The sequence below is a fragment of the uncultured Cohaesibacter sp. genome, from assembly GCF_963556055.3.
Classification (GTDB): domain Bacteria; phylum Pseudomonadota; class Alphaproteobacteria; order Rhizobiales; family Cohaesibacteraceae; genus Cohaesibacter.
Genome location: NZ_CAUVYE020000030.1, coordinates 298121 through 321130 on the forward strand (window position 1 = coordinate 298121; position 23010 = coordinate 321130).

At 52.3% G+C, this 23010-nt stretch carries 20 protein-coding genes and 5 tRNA genes; 8 read left to right on the top strand and 17 right to left on the bottom strand.

All coding sequences use genetic code 11. The features are described from left to right. Positions 1-4 precede the first annotated feature (4 nt). The 6 genes from nuoF to ACHZB8_RS19200 form a co-directional block, all read right to left on the bottom strand. A complete protein-coding gene (gene nuoF / locus ACHZB8_RS19175; RefSeq protein WP_316862802.1) occupies positions 5-1312 on the bottom strand; it encodes an NADH-quinone oxidoreductase subunit NuoF in 1308 nt (435 codons plus the stop codon). 8 nt (positions 1313-1320) lie between these two features. After that, the gene (gene nuoE, locus ACHZB8_RS19180; protein ID WP_316862681.1) at positions 1321-2361 is read right to left on the bottom strand and encodes an NADH-quinone oxidoreductase subunit NuoE; all 1041 of its coding nucleotides are present in this window, start codon (positions 2359-2361) and stop codon (positions 1321-1323) included. Between the two features lie 99 nt (positions 2362-2460). Then, the gene (locus ACHZB8_RS19185; protein ID WP_316862683.1) at positions 2461-3651 is read right to left on the bottom strand and encodes an NADH-quinone oxidoreductase subunit D; all 1191 of its coding nucleotides are present in this window, start codon (positions 3649-3651) and stop codon (positions 2461-2463) included. Positions 3652-3668: 17 nt separating this feature from the next. Further along, positions 3669-4283: an NADH-quinone oxidoreductase subunit C gene (locus tag ACHZB8_RS19190; RefSeq protein ID WP_316862685.1), complete on the bottom strand. Its 615-nt coding sequence runs from the start codon at positions 4281-4283 to the stop codon at positions 3669-3671. A 96-nt stretch (positions 4284-4379) separates the two neighbouring features. Further along, positions 4380-4961: an NADH-quinone oxidoreductase subunit B family protein gene (locus ACHZB8_RS19195; RefSeq protein ID WP_316862686.1), complete on the bottom strand. Its 582-nt coding sequence runs from the start codon at positions 4959-4961 to the stop codon at positions 4380-4382. Next, positions 4952-5317, bottom strand: a complete 366-nt coding sequence (locus tag ACHZB8_RS19200) for an NADH-quinone oxidoreductase subunit A (RefSeq protein ID WP_316862687.1) — start codon at positions 5315-5317, stop codon at positions 4952-4954. The genes ACHZB8_RS19195 and ACHZB8_RS19200 overlap by 10 nt, the downstream gene beginning before the upstream one ends. 581 nt (positions 5318-5898) lie before the next feature. Here ACHZB8_RS19200 and ACHZB8_RS19205 point away from each other — a divergent pair. After that, positions 5899-7002: a carbohydrate kinase family protein gene (locus ACHZB8_RS19205; protein WP_316862689.1), complete on the top strand. Its 1104-nt coding sequence runs from the start codon at positions 5899-5901 to the stop codon at positions 7000-7002. 260 nt (positions 7003-7262) lie between these two features. Here the strand turns inward: ACHZB8_RS19205 and ACHZB8_RS19210 are convergent. The 3 genes from ACHZB8_RS19210 to ACHZB8_RS19220 all read right to left on the bottom strand — a co-directional run bounded on the left by ACHZB8_RS19210 (position 7263) and on the right by ACHZB8_RS19220 (position 7754). Beyond that, positions 7263-7339, bottom strand: a tRNA-Asp gene (locus ACHZB8_RS19210). Between the two features lie 39 nt (positions 7340-7378). Then, positions 7379-7455 (bottom strand) — tRNA-Asp (locus ACHZB8_RS19215). Between the two features lie 173 nt (positions 7456-7628). Continuing rightward, a complete protein-coding gene (locus ACHZB8_RS19220; RefSeq protein ID WP_316862690.1) occupies positions 7629-7754 on the bottom strand; it encodes a hypothetical protein in 126 nt (41 codons plus the stop codon). An 89-nt stretch (positions 7755-7843) separates the two neighbouring features. Here ACHZB8_RS19220 and ACHZB8_RS19225 point away from each other — a divergent pair. The 3 genes from ACHZB8_RS19225 to ACHZB8_RS19235 all read left to right on the top strand — a co-directional run bounded on the left by ACHZB8_RS19225 (position 7844) and on the right by ACHZB8_RS19235 (position 8744). Beyond that, positions 7844-7920 (top strand) — tRNA-Val (locus ACHZB8_RS19225). A 151-nt stretch (positions 7921-8071) separates the two neighbouring features. Continuing rightward, a tRNA-Val gene (locus ACHZB8_RS19230) sits at positions 8072-8148 on the top strand. Between the two features lie 239 nt (positions 8149-8387). After that, on the top strand, positions 8388-8744 hold the full coding sequence (locus ACHZB8_RS19235) for a hypothetical protein (RefSeq protein ID WP_316862693.1): 357 nt from the start codon (positions 8388-8390) through the stop codon (positions 8742-8744). Positions 8745-8849: 105 nt separating this feature from the next. On the opposite strand, the gene ACHZB8_RS19240 is transcribed toward ACHZB8_RS19235, so the two are convergent. The 7 genes from ACHZB8_RS19240 to ACHZB8_RS19270 form a co-directional block, all read right to left on the bottom strand. Beyond that, the gene (locus ACHZB8_RS19240) at positions 8850-9359 is read right to left on the bottom strand and encodes a hypothetical protein (protein WP_316862694.1); all 510 of its coding nucleotides are present in this window, start codon (positions 9357-9359) and stop codon (positions 8850-8852) included. A gap of 116 nt (positions 9360-9475) precedes the next feature. Beyond that, positions 9476-9751 carry an HU family DNA-binding protein gene (locus ACHZB8_RS19245; RefSeq protein ID WP_316862696.1) on the bottom strand — a complete coding sequence of 92 codons (276 nt, stop codon included), beginning with the start codon at positions 9749-9751 and terminating at the stop codon, positions 9476-9478. A gap of 289 nt (positions 9752-10040) precedes the next feature. Continuing rightward, the gene (lon, locus tag ACHZB8_RS19250) at positions 10041-12476 is read right to left on the bottom strand and encodes an endopeptidase La (RefSeq protein ID WP_316862698.1); all 2436 of its coding nucleotides are present in this window, start codon (positions 12474-12476) and stop codon (positions 10041-10043) included. A gap of 380 nt (positions 12477-12856) precedes the next feature. Continuing rightward, a complete protein-coding gene (gene clpX, locus ACHZB8_RS19255; RefSeq protein WP_316862700.1) occupies positions 12857-14125 on the bottom strand; it encodes an ATP-dependent Clp protease ATP-binding subunit ClpX in 1269 nt (422 codons plus the stop codon). A gap of 271 nt (positions 14126-14396) precedes the next feature. Further along, the gene (locus ACHZB8_RS19260; RefSeq protein ID WP_316862702.1) at positions 14397-15044 is read right to left on the bottom strand and encodes an ATP-dependent Clp protease proteolytic subunit; all 648 of its coding nucleotides are present in this window, start codon (positions 15042-15044) and stop codon (positions 14397-14399) included. A gap of 473 nt (positions 15045-15517) precedes the next feature. Continuing rightward, positions 15518-16867, bottom strand: coding sequence for a trigger factor (gene tig, locus ACHZB8_RS19265; RefSeq protein WP_316862704.1), 1350 nt, complete (start codon positions 16865-16867; stop codon positions 15518-15520). A gap of 250 nt (positions 16868-17117) precedes the next feature. Next, positions 17118-17202: transfer RNA gene (locus ACHZB8_RS19270), tRNA-Leu, on the bottom strand. Positions 17203-17486: 284 nt separating this feature from the next. On the opposite strand from ACHZB8_RS19270, the gene ACHZB8_RS19275 reads away from it, so the two are divergent. Then, positions 17487-17987 (top strand): AAA family ATPase, encoded by a 501-nt coding sequence (locus tag ACHZB8_RS19275; protein ID WP_316862705.1) that lies wholly within the window; start codon positions 17487-17489, stop codon positions 17985-17987. Positions 17988-18058: 71 nt separating this feature from the next. Here the strand turns inward: ACHZB8_RS19275 and ACHZB8_RS19280 are convergent, their stop codons facing one another. After that, on the bottom strand, positions 18059-19702 hold the full coding sequence (locus ACHZB8_RS19280; protein WP_316862706.1) for an NAD(P)H-hydrate dehydratase: 1644 nt from the start codon (positions 19700-19702) through the stop codon (positions 18059-18061). 701 nt (positions 19703-20403) lie between these two features. Here ACHZB8_RS19280 and ACHZB8_RS19285 point away from each other — a divergent pair. The 3 genes from ACHZB8_RS19285 to ACHZB8_RS19295 all read left to right on the top strand — a co-directional run bounded on the left by ACHZB8_RS19285 (position 20404) and on the right by ACHZB8_RS19295 (position 22970). After that, entirely contained in the window at positions 20404-20742 is a 339-nt protein-coding gene (locus ACHZB8_RS19285) for a P-II family nitrogen regulator (protein ID WP_316862707.1), read from the top strand. A 154-nt stretch (positions 20743-20896) separates the two neighbouring features. Further along, positions 20897-22306 carry a type I glutamate--ammonia ligase gene (glnA, locus tag ACHZB8_RS19290; RefSeq protein ID WP_316862708.1) on the top strand — a complete coding sequence of 470 codons (1410 nt, stop codon included), beginning with the start codon at positions 20897-20899 and terminating at the stop codon, positions 22304-22306. A gap of 202 nt (positions 22307-22508) precedes the next feature. Further along, entirely contained in the window at positions 22509-22970 is a 462-nt protein-coding gene (locus tag ACHZB8_RS19295; RefSeq protein ID WP_316862709.1) for a hypothetical protein, read from the top strand. The last annotated feature ends 40 nt before the right edge of the window (positions 22971-23010 follow it).

Here is a 23010-nt window from a genome sequence, read left to right on the forward strand (position 1 = left end):
TGTCTCACTCCGCCGCTTCAAGCGGCACTTGCCCATCCTCTTTCGGATTGGCTGAATATTGGTCAATTCTCTCTTCAATCACAGGTCGGAAATGACGGATAAGCCCCTGGACGGGCCAAGCCGCAGCATCGCCAAGAGCACAGATTGTATGCCCTTCCACCTGCTTTGAAACTTCAAACAGCATGTCGATTTCTTTTTTCGAAGCTTCGCCTCGAACCATGCGTTCCATCACGCGCCACATCCAGCCGGTTCCCTCCCGACAAGGCGTGCACTGCCCGCAACTTTCATGCTTGTAGAAATAGGAAAGCCGCGCAATCGCCGCGATGATGTCAGTCGACTTGTCCATCACAATGACCGCCGCCGTCCCCAGTCCCGATCCCAGCTCCTTGAGACTGTCAAAATCCATCGGACAATCAAGGATCTGATCGGCTGGCACACAAGGCACCGAGGAGCCCCCCGGAATGACCGCCAGAAGATTGTCCCAACCGCCACGGATACCGCCGCAATGCTTATCGATCAGTTCTCTGAACGGGATCGACATTGCCTCTTCGAAGGTCGCCGGATTGTTGACATGTCCCGACACGCAGAAAAGCTTGGTGCCATGGTTGTTCTCGGCGCCGAAGCCCTTGAACCAGTTGGCCCCGCGACGCAAGATCGTCGGAGACACAGCAATGGATTCCACGTTGTTGACCGTCGTCGGGCAACCATATAGCCCACAGTTGGCTGGGAATGGCGGTTTCAGGCGCGGCTGGCCCTTTTTGCCTTCCAGAGATTCAAGCAGCGCGGTTTCCTCGCCACAAATATAGGCCCCGGCTCCATGATGCACGATGATATCGAAATCATAGCAATGGATGTTGTTCTTGCCGATCAGACGCTTTTCATAGGCCTGATCAACCGCAGCCTGCAAGCGCTCCCGCTCGCGGATGAACTCGCCGCGCACATAGATGAACGCCGCCTCGGCATTCATGGCAAATCCGGCGATGAGGCACCCTTCAACCAGATGATGGGGGTCATTGCGCAGAATCTCGCGATCCTTGCAGGTGCCCGGCTCGGACTCATCGGCATTGACGACCAGATAGTGCGGACGCCCTTCCTGTTTGGGTGGCATGAAGGACCATTTGAGGCCCGTCGGGAACCCGGCCCCGCCACGACCACGCAGGCCGGACGCCTTCATCTCATTGATGATCCACTCGCGCCCCTTGTTCAGCAGACCCTTGGTGCCATCCCAGCATCCACGCTTCAAAGCACCCTCAAGGCCCCAGTCATGAACCCCGTATATGTTGGTAAAGATCCGGTCCTTGTCCTCGAGCATTACGGCCATTATGCATCACCTCCGCTCTTGCTGGACTCGACTTTTCCGGCCTGTACCCGTCTGGAAAAGTCCGTTTCGCCCCCTTCAGCCAGAAGCTTGGCCTGCCCGATCCAGTTTTCCCGCTCAATGCGCCCTCTGAAGGAGAGATGACTGTCGACAAAGGCAGAATTCTCATCCGTCCAGCTGGCAATCTGGGCGAAATGGAACACACCCAGCCCATTCAGTTTCTCTTCGATCTTGGGACCGATACCGCTGATTTCCTTCAGATTGTCTGCCTTGCCCTCAAGCGGCGCGGACAACAGCTCCGGTGCGATGCCCTCAGAGGCAGCATCAACCTGTTTGGAACCTTCTTTCACCTTGGCAGCAGCAGGCTCGACCTGCGCAGGCATTGCCTCAGGCTCATCCATACCGGCGCCAAGACCATATCTGACCTTCGAGCCGTCATAGAGCGATGGATCGGTAAGCGTCACGAGACCGCTTGCAGGTGCGGACCCCTGGCGTCCTTGCTGACTGCCTGGCGTAATGGCTTCCCCGGCCTTGATCTTGTCGATCAGTTCCTCAAGAATTTCCGGTGTCAGATCCTCATAATTATCCTTGAAAATCTGTACCATCGGCGCGTTGACGCAAGCCCCGGCACACTCGACCTCTTCCCAGGAAAAGTCACCATCTTCAGACAGGCGGAACTGCGCATCGGCAATCTTGCGTTTGCACACCGCGATCAGATCGCCCGCCCCGCGCAACCGGCATGGAGTTGTACCACAGACCTGAATATGAGCCTTCTTGCCCACCGGCTGAAGCTGGAACTGGGTGTAGAAGGTCGCAACCTCAAGTACGCGGATATAGGGCATGGACAGTATGTCTGCGACATATTCGATAGCCGGTTTGGTCAGCCAGCCTTCCTGTTCCTGAGCACGCATCAGGAGCGGGATAACAGCAGAGGCCTGCCGCCCTTCAGGGTAACGGTTGATTACCGTCTCTGCCCATTCCAGATTCTCGTCCGAGAATGAGAATGATGATGGTTGCTCACTATAGAGGCGACGGACACTCATGCCAGCCGTTCCTTGTTTGTCTGTCGATCCCGTCAGCTTTCGCTCACCGAATCTGTGTTTTCAATCTATCAGGCGACCATGTATCGGTCACCAAACTGCTTAACGATCCACTTCCCCGAACACCACGTCCAGCGACCCCAGAATGGCCGACACATCAGCCAGCTGATATCCACGCGAGAGGAAATCCATTGCTGACAAATGGGCAAAACTCGGTGCGCGAATCTTGCACTTGTAGGGTTTGTTCGAGCCATCAGAGACCAGATACACACCAAACTCGCCCTTGGGCGCTTCGACAGCGGCATAGACTTCTCCGGCAGGCACATGAAAGCCTTCGCTGTGAAGCTTGAAATGATTGATCAACGCTTCCATCGAACGCTTCATCTCGGCCCGTTTTGGTGGCACGACCTTGTTGTTGTCGGCATGAACAGGGCCTCGACCTTCCGGCTCGCGCAGCTTGTCAATGCACTGGCGCATGATGCGGACCGACTGGCGCATTTCTTCCATGCGCAGCAGATAACGGTCATAATTGTCCCCATGCTTGCCAACCGGAATGTCGAATTCCATTTCCTCATAGCATTCATAGGGCTGGCTTTTACGCAAATCCCAAGGCACACCGCAGGCGCGCACCATGCAGCCCGAAAAGCCCCACGCCCAGGCGTCATCCAACTCGACGATGCCAATCTCGGCATTGCGTTGCTTGAAAATCCGGTTGTCGGTCAAAAGCCGGTCGATATCGTCCACGACCTTCAGAAACGGATCGCACCAGGCTTCGATGTCATCGATCAGATCATCCGGGATATCCTGATGCACGCCCCCGACGCGGAAATAGTTGGCATGAAGCCGAGCCCCGCACGCCCGCTCATAAAAGATCATGAGCTTTTCACGCTCTTCAAAGCCCCAAAGCGGCGGCGTCAATGCGCCGATATCCATAGCCTGCGTCGTGATATTGAGCAAATGATTGAGAATGCGGCCAATTTCACTGTAAAGCACACGGATCAACTGCGCCCGGCGCGGCACCTCAAGCCCGAGCAGCCTTTCCACCGCCAGAACAAATGCATGCTCCTGATTCATCGGCGCGACATAGTCGAGACGGTCAAAATAGGGTGTCGCCTGCATATAGGTCTTGTGCTCGATGAGCTTTTCCGTGCCCCGATGCAGCAACCCGATATGGGGATCCGCACGCTCGACAATCTCCCCATCCAATTCCAGAACCATGCGCAAAACACCATGGGCGGCAGGATGCTGCGGTCCGAAATTGATATTGAACGTTCTAACCTGTGCTTCAGCCATTGTGAACCTGCCTCTCCTCAACCCTGCTTCTGGCCATTGGCCTTTTCATCACCGGGCAAGGCATAGTCGACGCCTTCCCACGGGCTGAGAAAATCAAAATCGCGAAACGCCTGAGACAGTTTTACCGGTTCACGGACAACCCGTTTCTTCTCGTCGTCATAGCGGACCTGATAATGCCCGCTCAAAGGGAAATCCTTGCGCAAGGGATGGCCATCGAACCCGTAATCGGTCAAGAGACGTCGCAAATCCGGATGACCGGAAAACAAGATTCCGTACATGTCATAGGTTTCGCGTTCGCACCAGTTTGCACCAGGAAAAAGACCGCATATGGACTTGATCTGCGTATTTGCACCAAGAGAAGTCTTGACCCGGACGCGGGCATTCTGTTTGGGGCTCAAAAGGTGATAAACGACCTCGAACCGCGCATCTCGCTCAGGATAGTCAACCGCGGTTACATCAATGAAGGACACAAACTTGAGTCGCTGGTCATCGCGCAAAAAGCGGAGCACTTCCAAATTGTCTGACGGTTTGGTCGAAATGCATAGCTCGCCCAAGGATATATGCCAGTCGACAATCTTGCCCTCAAGCTTGAGTGCAATATAGTCTGCGAGATCTCTCAGTGTCTCGTCCATATCCGATTTCCTGTTGTGCGCCCTGCGGCACCCGGTTCAAAAGTCAACAACAGCCTGTGGCAGGCACATGTCCCTCCCGGGGACAATCCATGCCTCTTAACGTTCGATAGAGCCTGTTCGTCTGATTTTCTTTTGCAGTAGCAGCACCCCGTAGAGAAGCGCTTCTGCCGTTGGAGGACAGCCCGGCACATAGATGTCCACCGGAACAACCCGATCACATCCACGCACGACGCTGTAGGAATAATGATAATAGCCCCCGCCATTGGCACACGAGCCCATCGAAATGACATAGCGCGGCTCCGGCATCTGGTCATAAACCTTGCGCAGGGCCGGTGCCATCTTGTTGGTGAGCGTTCCCGCAACGATCATCACATCCGATTGCCGCGGCGAGCCACGTGGGGCAAAGCCGAACCGTTCACAGTCATATCGCGGCATGGACATCTGAATCATCTCGATGGCGCAACAGGCAAGCCCGAATGTCATCCACATCAAGGAGCCGGTACGCGCCCAGGTGATCAGATCATCGGTCGCGGTGACAAGAAATCCCTTATCCGCAAGGTCGGCCTGCATTTTTTGCACAAACGGATCATCATGACCGATCGGCTTGCCTGTCCTCGGATCAAGAATATTCTTGGGCTGCTGCGCGACAAGGGTATCATTCGAACCGGTCAATCCCATTCCAGCGCTCCCTTTTTCCATTCATAGACGAAACCGACGGTTAAGATGGCCAGAAACAGCATCATCGAAATATACCCGAACAACCCCACATCTCCAAAAGACACAGCCCACGGAAACAGGAATGCAACCTCAAGATCAAAAATGATGAACAGGATTGCGACGAGATAGAAGCGGACATCAAACGGCATGCGGGCATCGTCGAATGCATTGAAGCCGCATTCGTAAGCCGAAAGCTTTTCCGGATCCGGATTCTTGAAAGCCAGAATGAAGGGAGAAATGAGCAAGGCAAGACCGATGAATAAAGCAATGCCGATAAAGATGACCAATGGCAGATAGTCTCTGAGCAGCTCGTCCATAGTGATGGTCCTTTAGACATGTTCCCGCAGACGGATAATCCTTTGATCTCTGCTTTCAGGGGTCAATCTGTCAAGAAGAATTTGGTATGAACAGATATGTTCCGGTCCTTGGGTCTAAACGTGCGATTGGATTACATGAGCAAAAACACTTAATCAAGTGATATTGAGTATATTTGTATCAAAGTAGACCCTGTGCGTGATACAGGGGAAAACGCGTAAGCATGTTTCTGTGAACACAGGACCTGACATTCGCAATTTGGAAAGTGAAGTCGTCTAGCATGTCGACGGATTTGATTCATAAATCGGGCATGGCTGTCCGTAGCATCTGATAGGCACTGGAGTAAAAACAGGTTAAGAGCAATCTGTCACAAGAGCGAGAGAATTTAGACTATAGTATAAGTTTCAACAAAAAAGCTCTGAAAAATTCCGGGTTTTTTTCATATGTTGACGGTCTGGTTTGAATTTTTTTCGCGGTTCAAACAAAAAGCAATTATACAGTTAGGCACTAAAAACGTAACCTGGGCGTCAAAACGCTCACTCGCAATTTTTTAGGCGAAACAACCAAAAATGAGGCAAGCGTGATGAAAACAGCAACAATCGGCTCCGCAATGATCGACATCATTACCATTGTTGCCGACAATGATATTGAGCGCATTTCAATGACCAACGCGCACAATTCATTTTTGATGCTCGAACAGGGCCGCAAGATCGATGCTCTGAATATTTCGACCCATGTTGGTGGTGGCGCAATCAACGCCGCAGTCTCTTTGGCTCGACTTGGCCACGAAGTGGTACCGAATGTCAAAATCGGTGAAGATATCGAGTCTGAAATGGTCCGCCAGCTTCTTCGGCATGAAAAACTGTCAGAGACTGGCCTGATGACCACGGACAAGGCCATTACCGGCTGCTCCGTCATCATCGCTTCCCATGACCGCAACGCTTCGATCTTCACTGCACGCGGCGCAAACTGCCGCGTGACCGACGAAGACATCCGCGAAGGCATCTTCAATGGAGCCGAACTCCTTCACATCGCCCCGATGTCCAATGAATCAGCGGAAGCCTTCCCGATGATCTGCCAGCGAGGCAAGGAAGCTGGAGCCTTTGTCGTTGCCAATCCGGGCGAACGACAGATCACGCGTCGTGGCAAGGAATTCCTCGATACAGCAAGAAATATCGACCTCATCAACATCAACCGCGCTGAAGCTGAAATCATGATGCCAGCGCTGCTCGACTATGCCAAACCGTCCAACATGCGTGCAATCAAGATGGACCAGGCAACATCGAAGGGCCTGATGACCCGTGGTCTGATCATGGAACACTTCCACTGCTCACTGTCGGGCTTCATGTCGCTTCTGATGTCAATCGGCCCGAAATTCGTGCTGGTGACCGATGGCACCGGTGGGGCCTATCTCGGTTGCGAAGAAGGGATCTATCATTGCCCGATCAAAAAGACCAACGTCAGGGGCACAGCGGGTGCTGGTGATGGTTTCACATCCACCTTCGGAGCGATGCTCGGAGACGGCAAGGGACCGGAAAAGGCCTTGCAGATGGCAACGATCAACTCTTCCTCCGTCTGTGAGTATGTCGACACACAAAGCGGCTTGCTGACCAAGGAAGAAATCGAGCGACGCTATGAAGTCGACGCACCGAACCTTCCGGTTTCCTTCTGGGCATGGCAGGACTGATTTTCAGGAACAATCAAGATCAACAGAACCGCCGGATCTCCCGGCGGTTTTTTTATGCCGGTCGCAACCATATATTCCCTGCCTGTTCAGGATGATCAGGCAGGACTTGGCCCATGTGCAGCGATCTGTAACAACGATCCGCAAGAACGCTCTGTGAAAGCGATCAGAGAGCAGAAATGACCTGAGCCCAAACGCATCCGCGAAAAAGCCTCAAGCGAGCCGCTGTCACAACAATGTCAAATGAAAATGCAAGGAGAGAATGGCGAGAATGACGGGACTCGAACCCGCGACCTCCGGCGTGACAGGCCGGCGCTCTAACCAACTGAGCTACATCCCCGCATTCTATACCGGAGTTGATCCGGTGCGGTTTTCGGGATGGCGAGAATGACGGGACTCGAACCCGCGACCTCCGGCGTGACAGGCCGGCGCTCTAACCAACTGAGCTACATCCCCATTACCCGAACCACAAGGCACCCCGCCGAAGCGGCATGTTTCATGTGGAGTGGCGCTGAAATACGACGCGGGCGAAATTAAGTCAAGCTCAGAGCAAATTCTTTTTGTGTAAACTTCACAGCCCTTTCCAAGAAGGGCCGCTTTGCCCCAATTTGGCTGTGAAGAAACAAGCGTCATCGATCATGCAGCGCGTCCTGCCAAAATCGCAAGACAGGACCATCCGCAAAAAAATCATGGGCGACCAGGACATTTTGCGAGATCCCCTCAACGCCCATTCCTTCATCAGGTGAAAGTCTCATCAAATTTCCCCAGAGAATGATTCTTGCTGTCATTTTTTTGTTGCATGACAGACACTCAGCCTCTACAAGCAGCACACGCATTGGCGGTCGGGTGATTAGCTCAGCTGGTTAGAGCATCTCGTTTACACCGAGAGGGTCGGGAGTTCGAATCTCTCATCACCCACCATTCCCCAGGCTTTCGTCTGGCCAAGACATTCGAAATCATCATATAGGATTGAGTTCGAAGCAGCAGGACGGTTTTCGCAAGGAAATCATCCGGAGCGGACGGGATGGCGCCAATGGGGACAAGGAACGCATTTCGAACCGAAATGCTGAATGGGTGATTAGCTCAGCTGGTTAGAGCATCTCGTTTACACCGAGAGGGTCGGGAGTTCGAATCTCTCATCACCCACCATTCCCCGCTTTTCGGCACAGTCAACCGCCCCCTCCTCATTCGGACATTGGTGCGTCGAGTGTATTTTTCCAAGACAATCACCCCGCAGATTACTCACATCGAATCCTTCTCCGCATTAAAAAGCCCGAGCGGATAAGTCACGTGCAGCTTTTTAAAAGCTGAGCTGTACAAAACTGGCATGCAACTTGCGTTTCAAACGGAAGGAATAATGATCAATTTCCGGAAAGTGAGTAACAATCATGTCTATCTATGCGACAACAAATGATAGCACATCCAGTCTACTGGCTCTTCTGTCTTCCAATGCCAGCACGACAAGTAGCAGTTCCAGCAGCTCGATAGATTTTGGCAGCCTATTCAGCACGAGCAGTGAAAGCAGTGAAAGTTCAACGAGTTCCGAAAGCTCTTCTTCGGGCATGTCGTCACTTTTCTCATCTGCGACACTCAATGCAATGCTTGAAATTCAGGAAAACGCTTCCGATCAGACAATCGATGAAATGCAAATGTCCCCACCTCCACCACCAGAAGAAGCAATGAGCACTGACAATTCCACCGATGCTCTTTCTTCCTCCCTGTCTGGCTTTACCGGGCAAATATAGCCTAGCAGCCAGCCAAACGCGGCAATGCTTGCCCGCACGTGGCACAGCCATTTACGGGCAAGGCCAATTGCTTGAGCAGAGACTTCCTCGAGCCTTTTCGTGTATCTAGGCGATATGGTGCCGCAATGACATCAGAAACGCTCTCAGACGCCGCTCAAAGCCGCCCTGCTCGTAAGCCAGCAGCAGATCCATCGTCCACCCGCTCTCGGGTGTGACTTCTTCTCCAAATTCCTCAAAAGCCGACCGCTCCTCTGGCGTCAGGGGAAGTTTCTCCACCTCATTCAGCAAGACCAGTTGCTCATGAACCCGCCGCATCAGGACAAAGGCTTCGGTCATCTGGGGAAGAAGCGTGCGATCATCGCGCCAGTTTGCGCCCTTGAAGACCTCCTGAACGACACGCTGCCCTGCCCCGAGGCAATCAAAATGCATGCAGCCATGATAACCGTTCGCCTCGCGCTCATCATAAATCTTGCAAGTCTGGCTATCATTCAGTTGCGGGCAGACCTCTCCGTTCGGCTTGTCGATCGGAAACTGGTCCGATTTGTCAAATGCCAACGAAACGCAGCAAAGCGCAGCACATTTTTCGCAGTCTGGTATCAACACGGTTTCAAACATGGTCCATCCTTTTGTCAAAAAGCGCCCGGTCCGAAGGTCTTTGCCGGAAAACAAAAACCCCCGATTCTGCTGAATCGGGGGCCAAAAAAACATGCGATCAACAGTTGAGCAATTTATCAGCTATTGACTGCGTCTTTCAGACCTTTGCCTGCTTTGAATTTTGGTGTTTTGGAAGCAGGGATCTGAATGGTGTCACCGGTACGCGGGTTACGACCTTCGGTCGCAGCGCGTTCGGTAACAGAGAAGTTACCAAAGCCAATGATACGGACTTCATCGCCGCCTTTCAAAGTATCGGAAATGATGTCAAACATTGCGTCAACAGCTTCACCGGCCTGTGCTTTGGTTAGTTCCGCTTTTTCCGCTACAGCAGAGATCAGTTCGTTCTTGTTCATATTATCTTCCCTTTCGGTTCAATCGCAAAAGCGTCCCTTCGCAATGCTTCACCACTAAGAATCAACACCCCGGAAATTTCCAGACGCGGAATGCGACAATCTGGCGAAAGCATTCAGAAATCAAGAGGTAAATTCGCAGAAATCAGCCATTTCTGATGCTTTAAACAGGAATTCACAGTTGCTTTCTGAAAAAAGGCCCTCCCATTCAAGGGAAGGCCCATATTTCTTGAGGAATCAGACCCGAAATAACAGCCGTTTTCCTGTCATTTCTGCCACGATTCTCTGGTTATCAATGCGCAATAGTAGCGGCATCCTCTCCATCATTGGTATCAGCCTGCAAGCCAGCTTCGAGCATCTGGTTTTCATCCCATTCGATCGGCTCGGGACGTTCCACAAGAGCATGCTCGAGCACCTGCCCGACATTGTTGACGGGGATGATATCCAGCCCGTTTTTCACATTGTCCGGAATATCGACCAGATCCTTGGCATTTTCTTCCGGAATGAGCACGGTCTTGATGCCACCGCGCAATGCGGCAAGCAGTTTCTCCTTGAGGCCACCAATTGGCAGGACGCGACCGCGCAGCGTGATCTCACCCGTCATTGCAATGTCCTTGCGAACAGCAATCCCGGTCATGATCGACACGATCGCCGTTGCCATGGCGATACCGGCTGACGGACCATCCTTTGGTGTTGCCCCTTCAGGCACATGAACGTGGATGTCCTTTTTGTCAAATACCGGAGGTTCGACACCGAAATCCACCGCACGAGAGCGAACATAGCTCGCAGCCGCCTGAATGGATTCCTTCATCACATCGCGCAGGTTGCCCGTAACGGTCATCTTGCCCTTGCCAGGCATCATGACACCCTCGATGGTCAGCAATTCACCACCGACTTCGGTCCAGGCAAGCCCGGTGACCACACCGACCTGATCCTCGGAGTCGATCTCGCCAAAGCGGAAGCGAGGCACACCAAGATAGTCCTCGATATTGTCCACCGTCACGGCAACGCTATCGAGCTTCTTCATGATCAGATCCTTGGTGACCTTACGCGCCAGCTTCATCAGCTCGCGTTCAAGGTTACGCACACCGGCCTCACGCGTGTAGCGCTGAACGATCATCCGCAGGGCTTCATCATCGAGACTGAATTCCTCATCATTCAGACCGTGGTCCGTCATGGCTTTTGGCATCAGATGGCGATGGGCAATCTCGATCTTCTCATCCTCGGTGTAACCCGCGATGCGAATGACTTCCATACGGTCCATCAGAGGCGCCGGAATATTGAGCGTATTCGCCGTGGTGATGAACATCACGTTCGAGAGATCATATTCCACTTCCAGATAGTGATCGGTGAAAGCGTGGTTCTGTTCTGGGTCAAGGACCTCAAGCAATGCGGAAGACGGATCGCCACGGAAGTCCATCCCCATCTTGTCGATTTCATCGAGCAAGAACAGAGGGTTGGCTTTCTTGGCCTTTTTCATCGACTGGATGACCTTGCCCGGCATGGACCCAATATAGGTTCTGCGATGGCCACGAATTTCCGCTTCGTCGCGCACACCACCAAGCGCCATGCGCACAAACTCGCGCCCGGTCGCCTTGGCAATGCTCTTGCCAAGCGAGGTCTTGCCGACGCCCGGAGGGCCAACCAGACACAGAATAGGGCCTTTGAGCTTGTTAGTGCGTTTCTGAACGGCCAGATACTCGACAATCCGCTCCTTGACCTTGTCAAGACCATAGTGATCGGTATCGAGAACCTGTTCAGCCTTTTCAAGGTCAACCGAGACGCGCGATTTCTTGCCCCACGGAATACCGAGCAGCCAGTCGAGATAGTTACGAACGACCGTCGCTTCGGCGGACATCGGGCTCATCTGCTTGAGCTTTTTCAGCTCGGCTTCTGCCTTTTCCTTGGCTTCCTTGGAAAGCTTGGTCTTTTCGATAGCCTGTTCAAGCTCGCGAATTTCGTCCGCCCCTTCCTCGGAATCACCCAGTTCTTTCTGAATGGCTTTCATCTGCTCATTCAAATAATACTCGCGCTGGGTTTTCTCCATCTGCCGTTTGACGCGGCTGCGGATGCGTTTTTCGACCTGAAGAACAGAAATTTCGCTCTCCATCAGGCCGAGCACCTGTTCCAGACGCTCGATGACACTGACGATGCCGAGAATTTCCTGCTTCTCCTGAATCTTGATGGCAAGATGGGAGGCAACGGTATCGGCCAGTTTTGAATAGTCATCGATCTGCGAAACCGCTCCGATGACTTCCGGCGATACTTTCTTGTTCAGCTTGACATAATTTTCAAATTCCGTCGCAACAGATCGCGCGAGGGCTTCGACTTCAACCTTTTCCCCGTCTTCATCGGGCAAGGTTTCGGCTGTTGCCTCATACAGATCGTCACGCTTGGAGAAATCCCCCAAACGGGCACGGCTCACACCTTCGACAAGGACCTTGACCGTGCCATCCGGCAGCTTGAGCAACTGCAAGACGCTTGCGAGCGTACCAATCTTGTAGATTTCATCCGGGTTCGGATCGTCATCGCCGGCATTTTTCTGAGTTGCCAGCAGAATCATTTTATCAGACTGCATCACCTCTTCGAGTGCGCGGATCGATTTCTCGCGCCCCACAAAGAGTGGCACAATCATATGCGGAAAGACAACAATGTCTCTCAATGGCAAGACCGGATAAGTCTCCGAAGCCATAGGGTTGGCAACGCCAATCACTGGTCCTTCGGTCATGCTTTCCTACCTTTCTTGATTTATTGACCCTTCCCGACAAAGACAGGGTACAACTGCGGCCTTAGGGCCCGCAACAAACCGGTACATATTTCTTCGCTTTCAAGAGGCCAAAGAAAACATCTTGTCACCGGCTAACGAACAGGGTGAGACTCAACACACACAATTTGCCCCACGGTATCATTTAGTTGGGGCTTGGCGACACGCTTTTCAAGCCACTCCACAATCCAGTCGCGACATTGTGAACAACCAATGACCCGGACAGGGACAGCAGCCTCGGGCCCGAACTTGATTTCTCGAAATCGACAAATCGTCAGCAGGCCCGGGATAAAAAGGGCGACCCGAGGCCGCCCCTTCAATCATGGATATTTTTGAACACGTCCTCAAGCAGAGGTTGGCTCTGCTTCGCTCTTCATGTCGCCATATATGTAGAGCGGGCGGGCTTCACCCTTGACAACATCGCCTGAAATGACAACTTCCTCGACCCCTTCAAGGCCTGGAAGTTCATACATGGTATCAAGCAGAATGCCTTCAAGAATGGAGCGAAGACCACGGGCACCGGTTTTGCGTTCGATTGCCTTGCGGGCAACACCACGCAGCGCATCATCGTGGAATGTCAGGCGCACGCCTTCCATTTCGAACAGAGCCTGATACTGCTTGACGATCGCATTTTTCGGCTGCGTCAGAATGGAAACAAGCGCATCCTCATCCAGATCTTCCAAAGTGGCCAGAACCGGCAGACGACCGACAAATTCCGGAATAAGACCGAATTTCAGAAGATCCTCAGGTTCCAGTTCCTTGAACAACTCGCCAGTGCCGCGCTCGTCCGGATCCTCAACCTTGGCAGAGAAACCGATAGAGGTGTCATTACCACGAGCAGAAATGATCTTGTCCAGCCCCGCAAAGGCGCCACCACAGATGAACAGGATGTTGGAGGTATCAACCTGCAAGAATTCCTGCTGCGGATGCTTGCGACCACCCTGCGGCGGAACAGAAGCAACAGTCCCTTCCATGATTTTCAACAAGGCCTGCTGCACGCCCTCACCCGACACGTCACGCGTGATCGAGGGATTATCAGACTTGCGGGAAATCTTGTCGATCTCATCGATATAGACGATACCGCGCTGTGCTTGCTCGACATTATAATCGGCAGCCTGCAACAGCTTGAGAATGATATTCTCCACGTCCTCACCGACATAACCGGCTTCGGTAAGCGTTGTTGCATCCGCCATAGTGAACGGAACATCAAGGATTCGCGCCATGGTCTGGGCAAGAAAGGTCTTGCCGCAACCGGTCGGGCCGATCAGCATGATGTTGGACTTTGCCAGCTCGATCTCAGAACTTTTCTTGCCATGAGCCAGTCGTTTATAATGGTTGTGAACCGCTACAGAAAGAACACGCTTCGCTCTATCCTGACCAATCACATAGTCGTCCAGCACTTCGCAAATTTCGCGCGGAGTTGGAATGCCATCCTTGGATTTGACCAGCGAAGACTTGTTCTCTTCACGGATAATATCCATACATAATTCAACGCATTCATCGCAGATAAATACGGTTGGACCCGCGATCAGTTTGCGCACTTCATGCTGGCTTTTGCCACAGAAGGAGCAGTAGAGCGTATTTTTGCTGTCACCACCACTAGCCTTGCTCATGTATGTGCCTCATCTATTGTTGCAATTGGCGAAACAGTGACCCGTCCACCAATTCCCTAGTTTATGATGCCCGGCATTGTCTGCAAGCAAAATAAACCCAAACTGCCTGACATCTCTTGCATAAATTTCCCAAATTCAGCATTCAAACGCCAGATTTATGAAAGCATGTACCCCAAAAGATCAAAATAGATTTAACGATTCCATTTTAGGGCAGCATCTTCGTTAACGTCTCGTCTACGCCATCAAGACATAGGGAACGGTTTCCCGACTCCTATTCCTTGGAAGCAGCATCACCCTCGGTAGAGGCCAAAGACGCGCGATTTTCGACAACCTTATCGACCAGACCCCAGTCCTTGGCTTCGTCAGCAGTCATGAAATGATCCCTGTCGAGCGTTTTCTCGACCGTTTCATAGTCCTGTCCGCAATGCTTGACATAGACTTCGTTCAGACGGCGTTTCATTTTCAGAATGTCTTCTGCATGGCGCTGAATGTCCGATGCCTGTCCCTGGAACCCGCCCGAAGGCTGGTGCACCATGATGCGCGCATTGGGAAGCGCGAACCGCAGATCTTTCTGACCGGCGCAAAGCAGAAGAGAGCCCATGGAGGCCGCCTGCCCCAGACAAAGGGTCGCGACTGGAGGCTTGATAAACTGCATCGTGTCATAAATCGACATGCCAGCGGTCACCACACCACCGGGAGAATTGATATAGAGCGAAATCTCTTTCTTGGGATTGTCGGCTTCAAGAAACAGAAGCTGAGCGCAAACCAGCGCCGCCATGTGATCTTCAATCGGCCCGGTGATAAAGATGATCCGTTCCTTGAGCAGTCGTGAATAAATGTCATAGGCGCGTTCACCGCGGTTGGACTGTTCCACGACCATTGGAACCAGATTCATAGTAAGATCGAGAGGATCCTTCATTACTCTTTCCTTGTCATCATCATGCGGCCGCAGGCGTCAACGCCTTTCGCATCTTGTGCCATACCTTACTCACTAACGCAGAATAAGGCCATCTGGTGGCAGCAACGAGCCACCAACGAAACAGATTGGGGAGACATGTCTCCCAAGTGTCGATACCCAGATACAAAGCCCTCGACCGACCCCGATACAGCAAACACGCATTGCAAGAAGAATCGCGAGGCTGAACCATTCCTAACCGCATAACACTGCGACAATGAATATTTTACTGACAAATATTCACAAGCTGGACAGATCGGCAATCATTCCACCGCTGACAAATCCTATCCACAAACGGTGTGCAAACACCAGTTCAATCGAAAACTAGACTAAACAGATATGGTTAAGCGATCAGAATTCAAGCAAATTTCAAACAAAAACGCCTGCCGTTGACCGACAGGCGCTTTTCGGATCATTCAAGCTCGATTGCCAGAAGACTATTCTTCGTCTTCAGAAATCAGCTTTTCCAGCTCTTCCTTGGTGACCGTCTTGTCTTCGACTTTCACCAGCTCGAGCAGATAATCGACAACTTTCTCTTCGAAGATCGGCGCACGAATGGACGCCAGAGCTTCAGCATTCTGAGTGTAATATTCAAAAACCTGACGTTCCTGACCCGGGAACTGCTGAGCACGCTGCATGATGCCGCGCTGAACTTCCTCATCAGAAACCTGAATCTGGCTTTTCTCACCGATTTCGGAAAGAACAAGACCAAGGCGGACACGACGTTCGGCAATGGCTTTATATTCTTCCTGAGCCTTTTCCTCGGTGGTGTCTTCGTCTTCAAAGCTTTTGCCAGCTTCGTTCATTTCAGCGGTTACCTGACGCCAGATATTCTCGAACTCCTGTTCAAGCAGGGTTGGCGGCACGTCGAATTTATGCAGCTCATCCATCTTGTCCAGAAGCTGACGTTTGACACGCTGACGTGTCATCGCACCATACTGGGATTCAACCTGCTGCTTGATCACTTCCTTCAGTTTTTCAAGCGATTCAAGGCCCAGCTTGGTTGCGAATTCATCATCGAGTTCCAGCTCACCCGGAGCCTGCACTTCTTTGACAACAACGTCGAATTCAGCGTCTTTGCCAGCAAGATGGGCTGCGCCATATTCTTCGGGGAATGTAACCTTGACGACAGTTTCATCACCGGCAGACTTGCCGATCAACTGATCCTCAAAGCCCGGAATAAACTGACCGGAGCCCAGTACGAGCTGCGCATTTTCATCGGCACCGCCGTCGAATGGCTCACCGTCGACCTTGCCCAGATAGGACATCAGCACGCGGTCACCACTTTCGGACTTGCCTTCCTTGGTTTCAAACGGGCGAGAGCTGTCGGCAATCTGGGTCAGACGCTCTTCCACTTCGCTGTCTTCAACCTCGACAACCGGACGCTCGATTTCAACACCGGAAACATCGGCTACTTCGATGACCGGCAGCACTTCGTAGATGATGTCGAATTCAAGATCGGCTTTGCCATCCATGATCTTGTTGGCTTCTTCTTCATCCTCGGTCAGCTTGTATTGCGGCTGCATCGCAGATTTCTCGCTGCGCTCTTCCAGGGTTGAGCGGGTGGTTTCCCCGATCAGCTCCTGCACGATTTCGCCCATCAGCGCCTTGCCGTGCAATTTGCGAACATGAGATGCCGGCACCTTGCCTGGGCGGAAGCCGTTAATTCGGATCTGACCCTTGATTTCATCAATTTTGGCGACCAGCTTGGCTTCGAGATCAGCAGCAGGAACAACAACTTTAAGTTCGCGCTTGAGACCTTCGGACAGGGTTTCAGTTACCTGCATATCAATCAGCTTTCGTTCTTGTCTAATTCAAATCGGTTCGGGACGCCTGAGCCCTTCATCCTTCAAAAGGAAAAAAGCGCGTCCAATTTCCTTTCCATCTGCTGTCGCCACCAAGAGCATGGTTCCCGCGCCATCAGCACCAAGGGTGCAAGGACAACACAGACAGGCCGCACAAGAGGCAACAGCCTCCTTCAGCGACCTTGAAACCTGTCCGTCTTCTCTCTCAAAACGCTATTGAAAAAGAAGACCCTGGTACGGGTGGAGGGACTTGAACCCCCACGGCTCTCGCCACCAGAACCTAAATCTGGCGTGTCTACCAATTCCACCACACCCGCACAACGTGGCACCTGTTGCGCCAGCAAATCGAGCGGAGCCTCTATAACACCCGAATGAAAAAGCGCAAAGGAAAATTCACAAATGCATCGAAATTCCCCACTTCTCTGGGGGTATCAATATCAATTGACACAGAATCCGTTCAAAATCCCTCTTGAAAACGCCACCCGCCAAACTGTCACCACAGCCCGATATTATGGCCAGTTCGTGCCGCCAGAGGTCGCCGCAGGCCATTGCCAGAAGCAGGTTCAAGGGCCAGAGGGAAAGCTGACAGAAAGGATCAATCTTGACCAGACTCCTCGTCATCAACGGCCCTGCCGCAGTTGGAAAAACCACACTCTGCGCCACCCTCGCCAAGCATCAGCCCGGCTGCATAAACATCTCGGGAGATGCCTTGCGCTGGTTCGCTCCGCCAGACGTGAAGAACCACCTTGGGCCGGGCTCGACCTACAAGGCGTCAGCCGCCCTGATCAACGCATATACAGAGATGGGGGCGTCGCTCATCCTGTTTGACTACATCTTCCCGACGCCACAAAGCTTCACAGGCTTTGTCAACATGCTGTCGCCGGAAGTCACCTTCCATCTCTTCACACTCTGGGCTCCCTTGGAAACCGTGAGAGCCAGAGAAGCGGGACGCAAAGAGCGCGAAAGGCTTGGCGAACAAGTCATCCAAACCCATCAAACGCTGGAGAATAATCTCGATTTCTTCAGACAACACGGCCAGATTCTGGATAATGATGCAGCCAATCCCGACCATTGCATACGACTGATCACGCAATCACTATGAGCCCAGACGCCATGCAGCCCGAAGCGGCATGGCATCCAAAACATCCACAAGCAGCGCCAGACAAGACATTCTCAGTCTTCATCATCCTCGAACTCGTCGGAAACATCGTCATCATCATCGTCAAGATGGCGACCTTCGAACAGATCGGAATAAAGACCTGGCAGAGCCTCGACAAGATCCTCGGATATAAGACCCGGCCCCAACTCCTGCCCAGCCTTGCTATGCAGCCAAACCCCGGCGCATGCAGCATCAAGTGTTGGCACACCTTGCGCCATCAACCCGGCGACAATCCCCACAAGCACATCGCCACTGCCCGCAGTTGCCAGATAGGGAACGCCATGCGAATGAATGACCGCATAGCCATCCGGGCAGGCAATGACAGTATCGGCCCCCTTGAGAACCACAATGGCATGGGTCCGCTGCGCGGCAGCCAGCGCACAATCGAGCTTGGAAAGGCGTTTCTCTTCCCGCGTCCGGTAAGACAGATCCGGGAACAGACGAGCAAATTCACCCTCGTGCGGCGTCATCACCAGACGTCCGGATTGAGCCGCAGCACTGTTTTTCAAAAGATCAAAATCAATTTCTCCGGAAGAAACCCCTTCAGCAAGACAAGTCACCGCATCGGCATCGAAAACCAATCCCATATCCTGTTCGAACAGGCTGTAAATCAGCTTGCGTTGCTTCTCACCGGTACCAAGCGCAGGTCCCACCAAAAGGACATCACAATCTTTCTTGTTGAATATGTCACCCGCCGTTCCGTCCTCTGACAAGGGCTCGACCATGATGGAAGTGACATGCGAAGCAACATGCAGGGCATCCCTCGCAGGCGGCACAAGCGTGACCAACCCGGCTCCGGCTCTGAGCGCAGCACGGGCTGACAACCTCGCCGCTCCGCTATGCAATGCATCTCCGCAAAAGACGAGGCAATGTCCACGATGGAATTTGTGAACCGACAAGCCCTCACCATGTATGATGTGAAGAGGCTTGAGCGCATCAGGCCAGTTATTGAGCCAGAGACCGGGTGTATTTTCGAAAGCACAGCAGCCGGTTTCATCGAGCACATCGGCAGAAATTCCGATATCCTCAACGCTCAGCCGACCACAAAAGCTCTTTCCGGGATAAAGCAGATGTCCAGGCTTCTTGCGAAAGAATGTGACTGTGCGATCAGCGCGCACCGCAACACCGCTCACCTGACCACTCGCGCCTTGCACGCCGCTGGGCAAATCAACAGACACGACCGGCAGCCCCGAGGCGTTAAGATCATCAATCAGATCCGCAAGCTCTCCCTGAAGAGGGCGATCAAGCCCGGCCCCGAACATGGCATCGATGACCAGATCCGCATCTTCCCACAATTTTGCAGACAGGGAATAGACCTCGTCTCCCCATTCATCCGCAGCCCGCCGGGCATCGCCGGAAAGGTCATCGACATCGACAGAGCAGCCAATGATGACGCTCCATCCCTCTTCTTCCAACAATTGCGCCGCAACGAAACCATCGCCACCATTATTGCCGGGCCCACACAGAATGCAGACCATCCCCGAGGCGCTTGACCCTGTTTTCTGCTCAAGCAGATCCATGGCCTCACGCGCAACAGCGGCCCCAGCCGCCTCCATCAATTGATATCCGGGGATACCTCCCTCGATCGTCAGGCGATCCGCCTCCCCCATTTCAGCAGGTGTCAGGATCTCGACAGCAGTTTCGTTCAAATCAGACATCAACGATGCTTCCTTCATGCATTGCACTGGGCAACCCAAGTTCGGACTTACAAGACAGTCGTTCGGGAATCAGATCCGGACTTGAGACTCACTATGTGAGTATTCTTTAATATAGCCCAAAAATCTATCGTCACATTCATCGCCAGACAATCGGACAAGAGTACCTTGCCCTCTCAAACGCGAATACAGACGCCTTCTCAAGCCCGCGTATTTCACGCCTAGACAGGCTTCGTCGCAAGCATGCGACCAACCCCGCCAAGCCTCATTTCTTAACACTTCATCAATTTGGAAATATGTGCCTGCATATTATGCAAACCCAATTTGTTTTTTTGTAAGTGACCTAAAAGTGATCATTAAACTTAAGTCCCTCTCCGCGGCTTGAGCATATGATGTGCCTATAAAAAAGTCTTTTGCTTATTTTTGCATCACATCATATCCCCAAAATGCCGAAAAATTCCACCTTGAAACTATGGAGAAATGGGCCTTTCTCTGCTTTTATTTCAAGCAACAACTTTTGGCACGCAGAATGCATAAAATATTTACAAACTGGCGATGCAGCAGCTGGTCCTATATGGGTTAAGATGTGAACTCGCTGGCGCGGAGGACAGACCATTAACTAGTTCTGCGGCAGATTGGCTAGGCTTTGGTTCGAAAACCGAAATGACTCCAAAGCGAAAACAGATTTGGGAAAGCGTATCGTCATGAAAAAGATCGAGGCAATCATCAAACCTTTTAAACTTGATGAAGTCAAAGAGGCCCTTCAGGAAGTAGGCCTGCAAGGCATCACGGTAATCGAAGCAAAAGGCTTTGGTCGTCAGAAAGGCCACACCGAATTGTATCGCGGCGCAGAATATGTCGTTGACTTCCTGCCCAAGGTCAAGGTCGAAGTCATCCTGGCCGATGATCAGGTCGATGCAGCGGTTGAAGCAATCCAGAAAGCAGCACAGACCGGCCGCATTGGCGATGGCAAGATCTTCATTTCAACAATTGAGCAGGCAATCCGCATCAGAACCGGCGAGACCGGAAACGACGCAATCTGACCATTTGCCTGATTGATGAGATTTCTGGCGATCCCGGCCAGAAAACAAACAGCAAAAGCACCTTCTAAGGGAACAGTTTAGACGGAAGAAGGCCAAAAACGGCGTGCAAGACGTTCGACCTTCTCTAGATATACACAAAGTAAAGGATACTGGAATGAGCACACCAGCTGAAATCGTGAAGATGATCTCAGAACAGGATGTCAAATATGTAGACATTCGCTTCACCGACCCTCGCGGCAAACTACAGCACGTCACCGTGATGGAAGATCAGGTTGACGAAGATTTCCTCGAAGAAGGCTTCATGTTTGACGGCTCTTCTATCGCTGGCTGGAAATCCATCGAAGCATCTGACATGAAACTGATGCCAGACTGCGACAGCGCCTATATTGATCCTTTCTATGCAGAAAAAACCCTCTGCGTACATTGCTCCGTTGTCGAGCCGGACACCGGTGCTCCTTACGAACGTGACCCACGCGGTACCGCTGAAAAAGCCGAAGCTTACCTGAAAGCAACCGGCATCGGCGATGTTGCATATTTCGGTCCGGAAGCTGAATTCTTCATCTTCGACGACGTTCGCTATGCAAACACCATGAACAAGGTTTCTTACGAAGTGGACGCGCTGGACGCAGCATGGAACACCGATAGTGAGTATGAAACCGGCAACATGGGCCATCGCCCTGGTATCAAAGGCGGTTACTTCCCTGTAAACCCAACCGACCACGCTCAGGACATTCGCTCCGAAATGCTTTCCACCATGAAAGCGATCGGCATGAAAGTTGACAAGCACCACCACGAAGTGGCTTCCTGCCAGCACGAACTGGGCCTGATTTTCGGCAGCCTCACCAAACAGGCCGACGAACTTCAGAAATACAAATACGTCATTCACAACGTTGCTCAGGCTTATGGCAAAACCGCTACTTTCATGCCAAAACCGATCTATGGCGATAACGGTACCGGCATGCACTGCAACATGTCCATCTGGAAAGACGGCGCGCCTCTCTTTGCTGGCGACAAATATGCCGACCTCTCCGACGAAGCCCTGTATTTCATCGGCGGCATCCTGAAGCATGCAAAAACCCTGAATGCTTTCACCAACCCGTCCACCAACTCCTACAAACGCCTGATCCCAGGCTTTGAAGCTCCGGTTCTCCGCGCATATTCCGCACGTAACCGTTCTGGCTGCGTACGTATTCCTTGGACCGATTCTCCGAAGGCTAAACGCGTTGAAGCTCGCTTCCCGGATCCATCTGCAAACCCATATCTCTGCTTCTCGGCTCTGCTGATGGCTGGCCTTGATGGTATCAAGAACAAAATCCATCCTGGCGATGCAATGGACAAAAACCTGTATGATCTGCCACCAGAAGAACTGGAAGGCATCCCAACGGTTTGTGGTTCCCTGCGTGAAGCAATCGAATGCCTGAAAGCAGATCATGAATTCCTGCTGGCTGGCGACGTCTTCACCAAAAGCCAGATCGAGGGCTATATCGAACTCAAGGAAGAAGAAATCCAGCTGTTCGAACACACCCCGCATCCGGTTGAATTCCAGATGTACTACAGCTGCTAAGTCTCAGTGTCTGGCGTGCCAGGCACTCGGCATCTCACCCGCTGCGGTGAGCAGCTCCGAAAGCAAAATCGACAAAGGGCCGGCACTGACTGGCCCTTTTTCTTGTCTGGGTGTCAAAAAAGCCTGAGCATTATAGCGGACTATACAACCTGTTTTCCATGTGCGACCCTCCTCTCATCAAGCAAGAATGGGGGAGGAAATGATGCGCATTTTTTTGGTATTTCTGCTGTTCTGTCTGTCAGGCCCGGCCATGGCTGACAGTTTCACCTACAAGAATGATCGCTTCGGCACATCGGCCGAATTACCCTTGATCCTCAAGCCCACCACGGCCGCAGGCAACGGAGACGGATACCGTTTCAACTACCCCGGCTTGATTGGCACGGCATCGGTATGGGGTGGCTACAATACCGAGGAAGGCGGGCGCGAAGGATACAAGCACTATGTCAGCGGTTTCTACGATGAGATAACCTACTCAGCGAGCCGCAACGACTGGTTCGTACTCTCTGGCTGGGTCAAAGGGAAAATCTTCTATCTACGCGTTCAAGGATGCAACGCCGGGCCCTTCCACCACATCTATTTCGAATTCCCGGAAAACGAAAAACCGATGTGGCAGCCAATTATCGAACAATTTGCCAAAACCGTTCACGGCCCCTGCTCGAACTAGACGATCATCAGATGCAAATGCTGAAGCATTGATGTTGTGG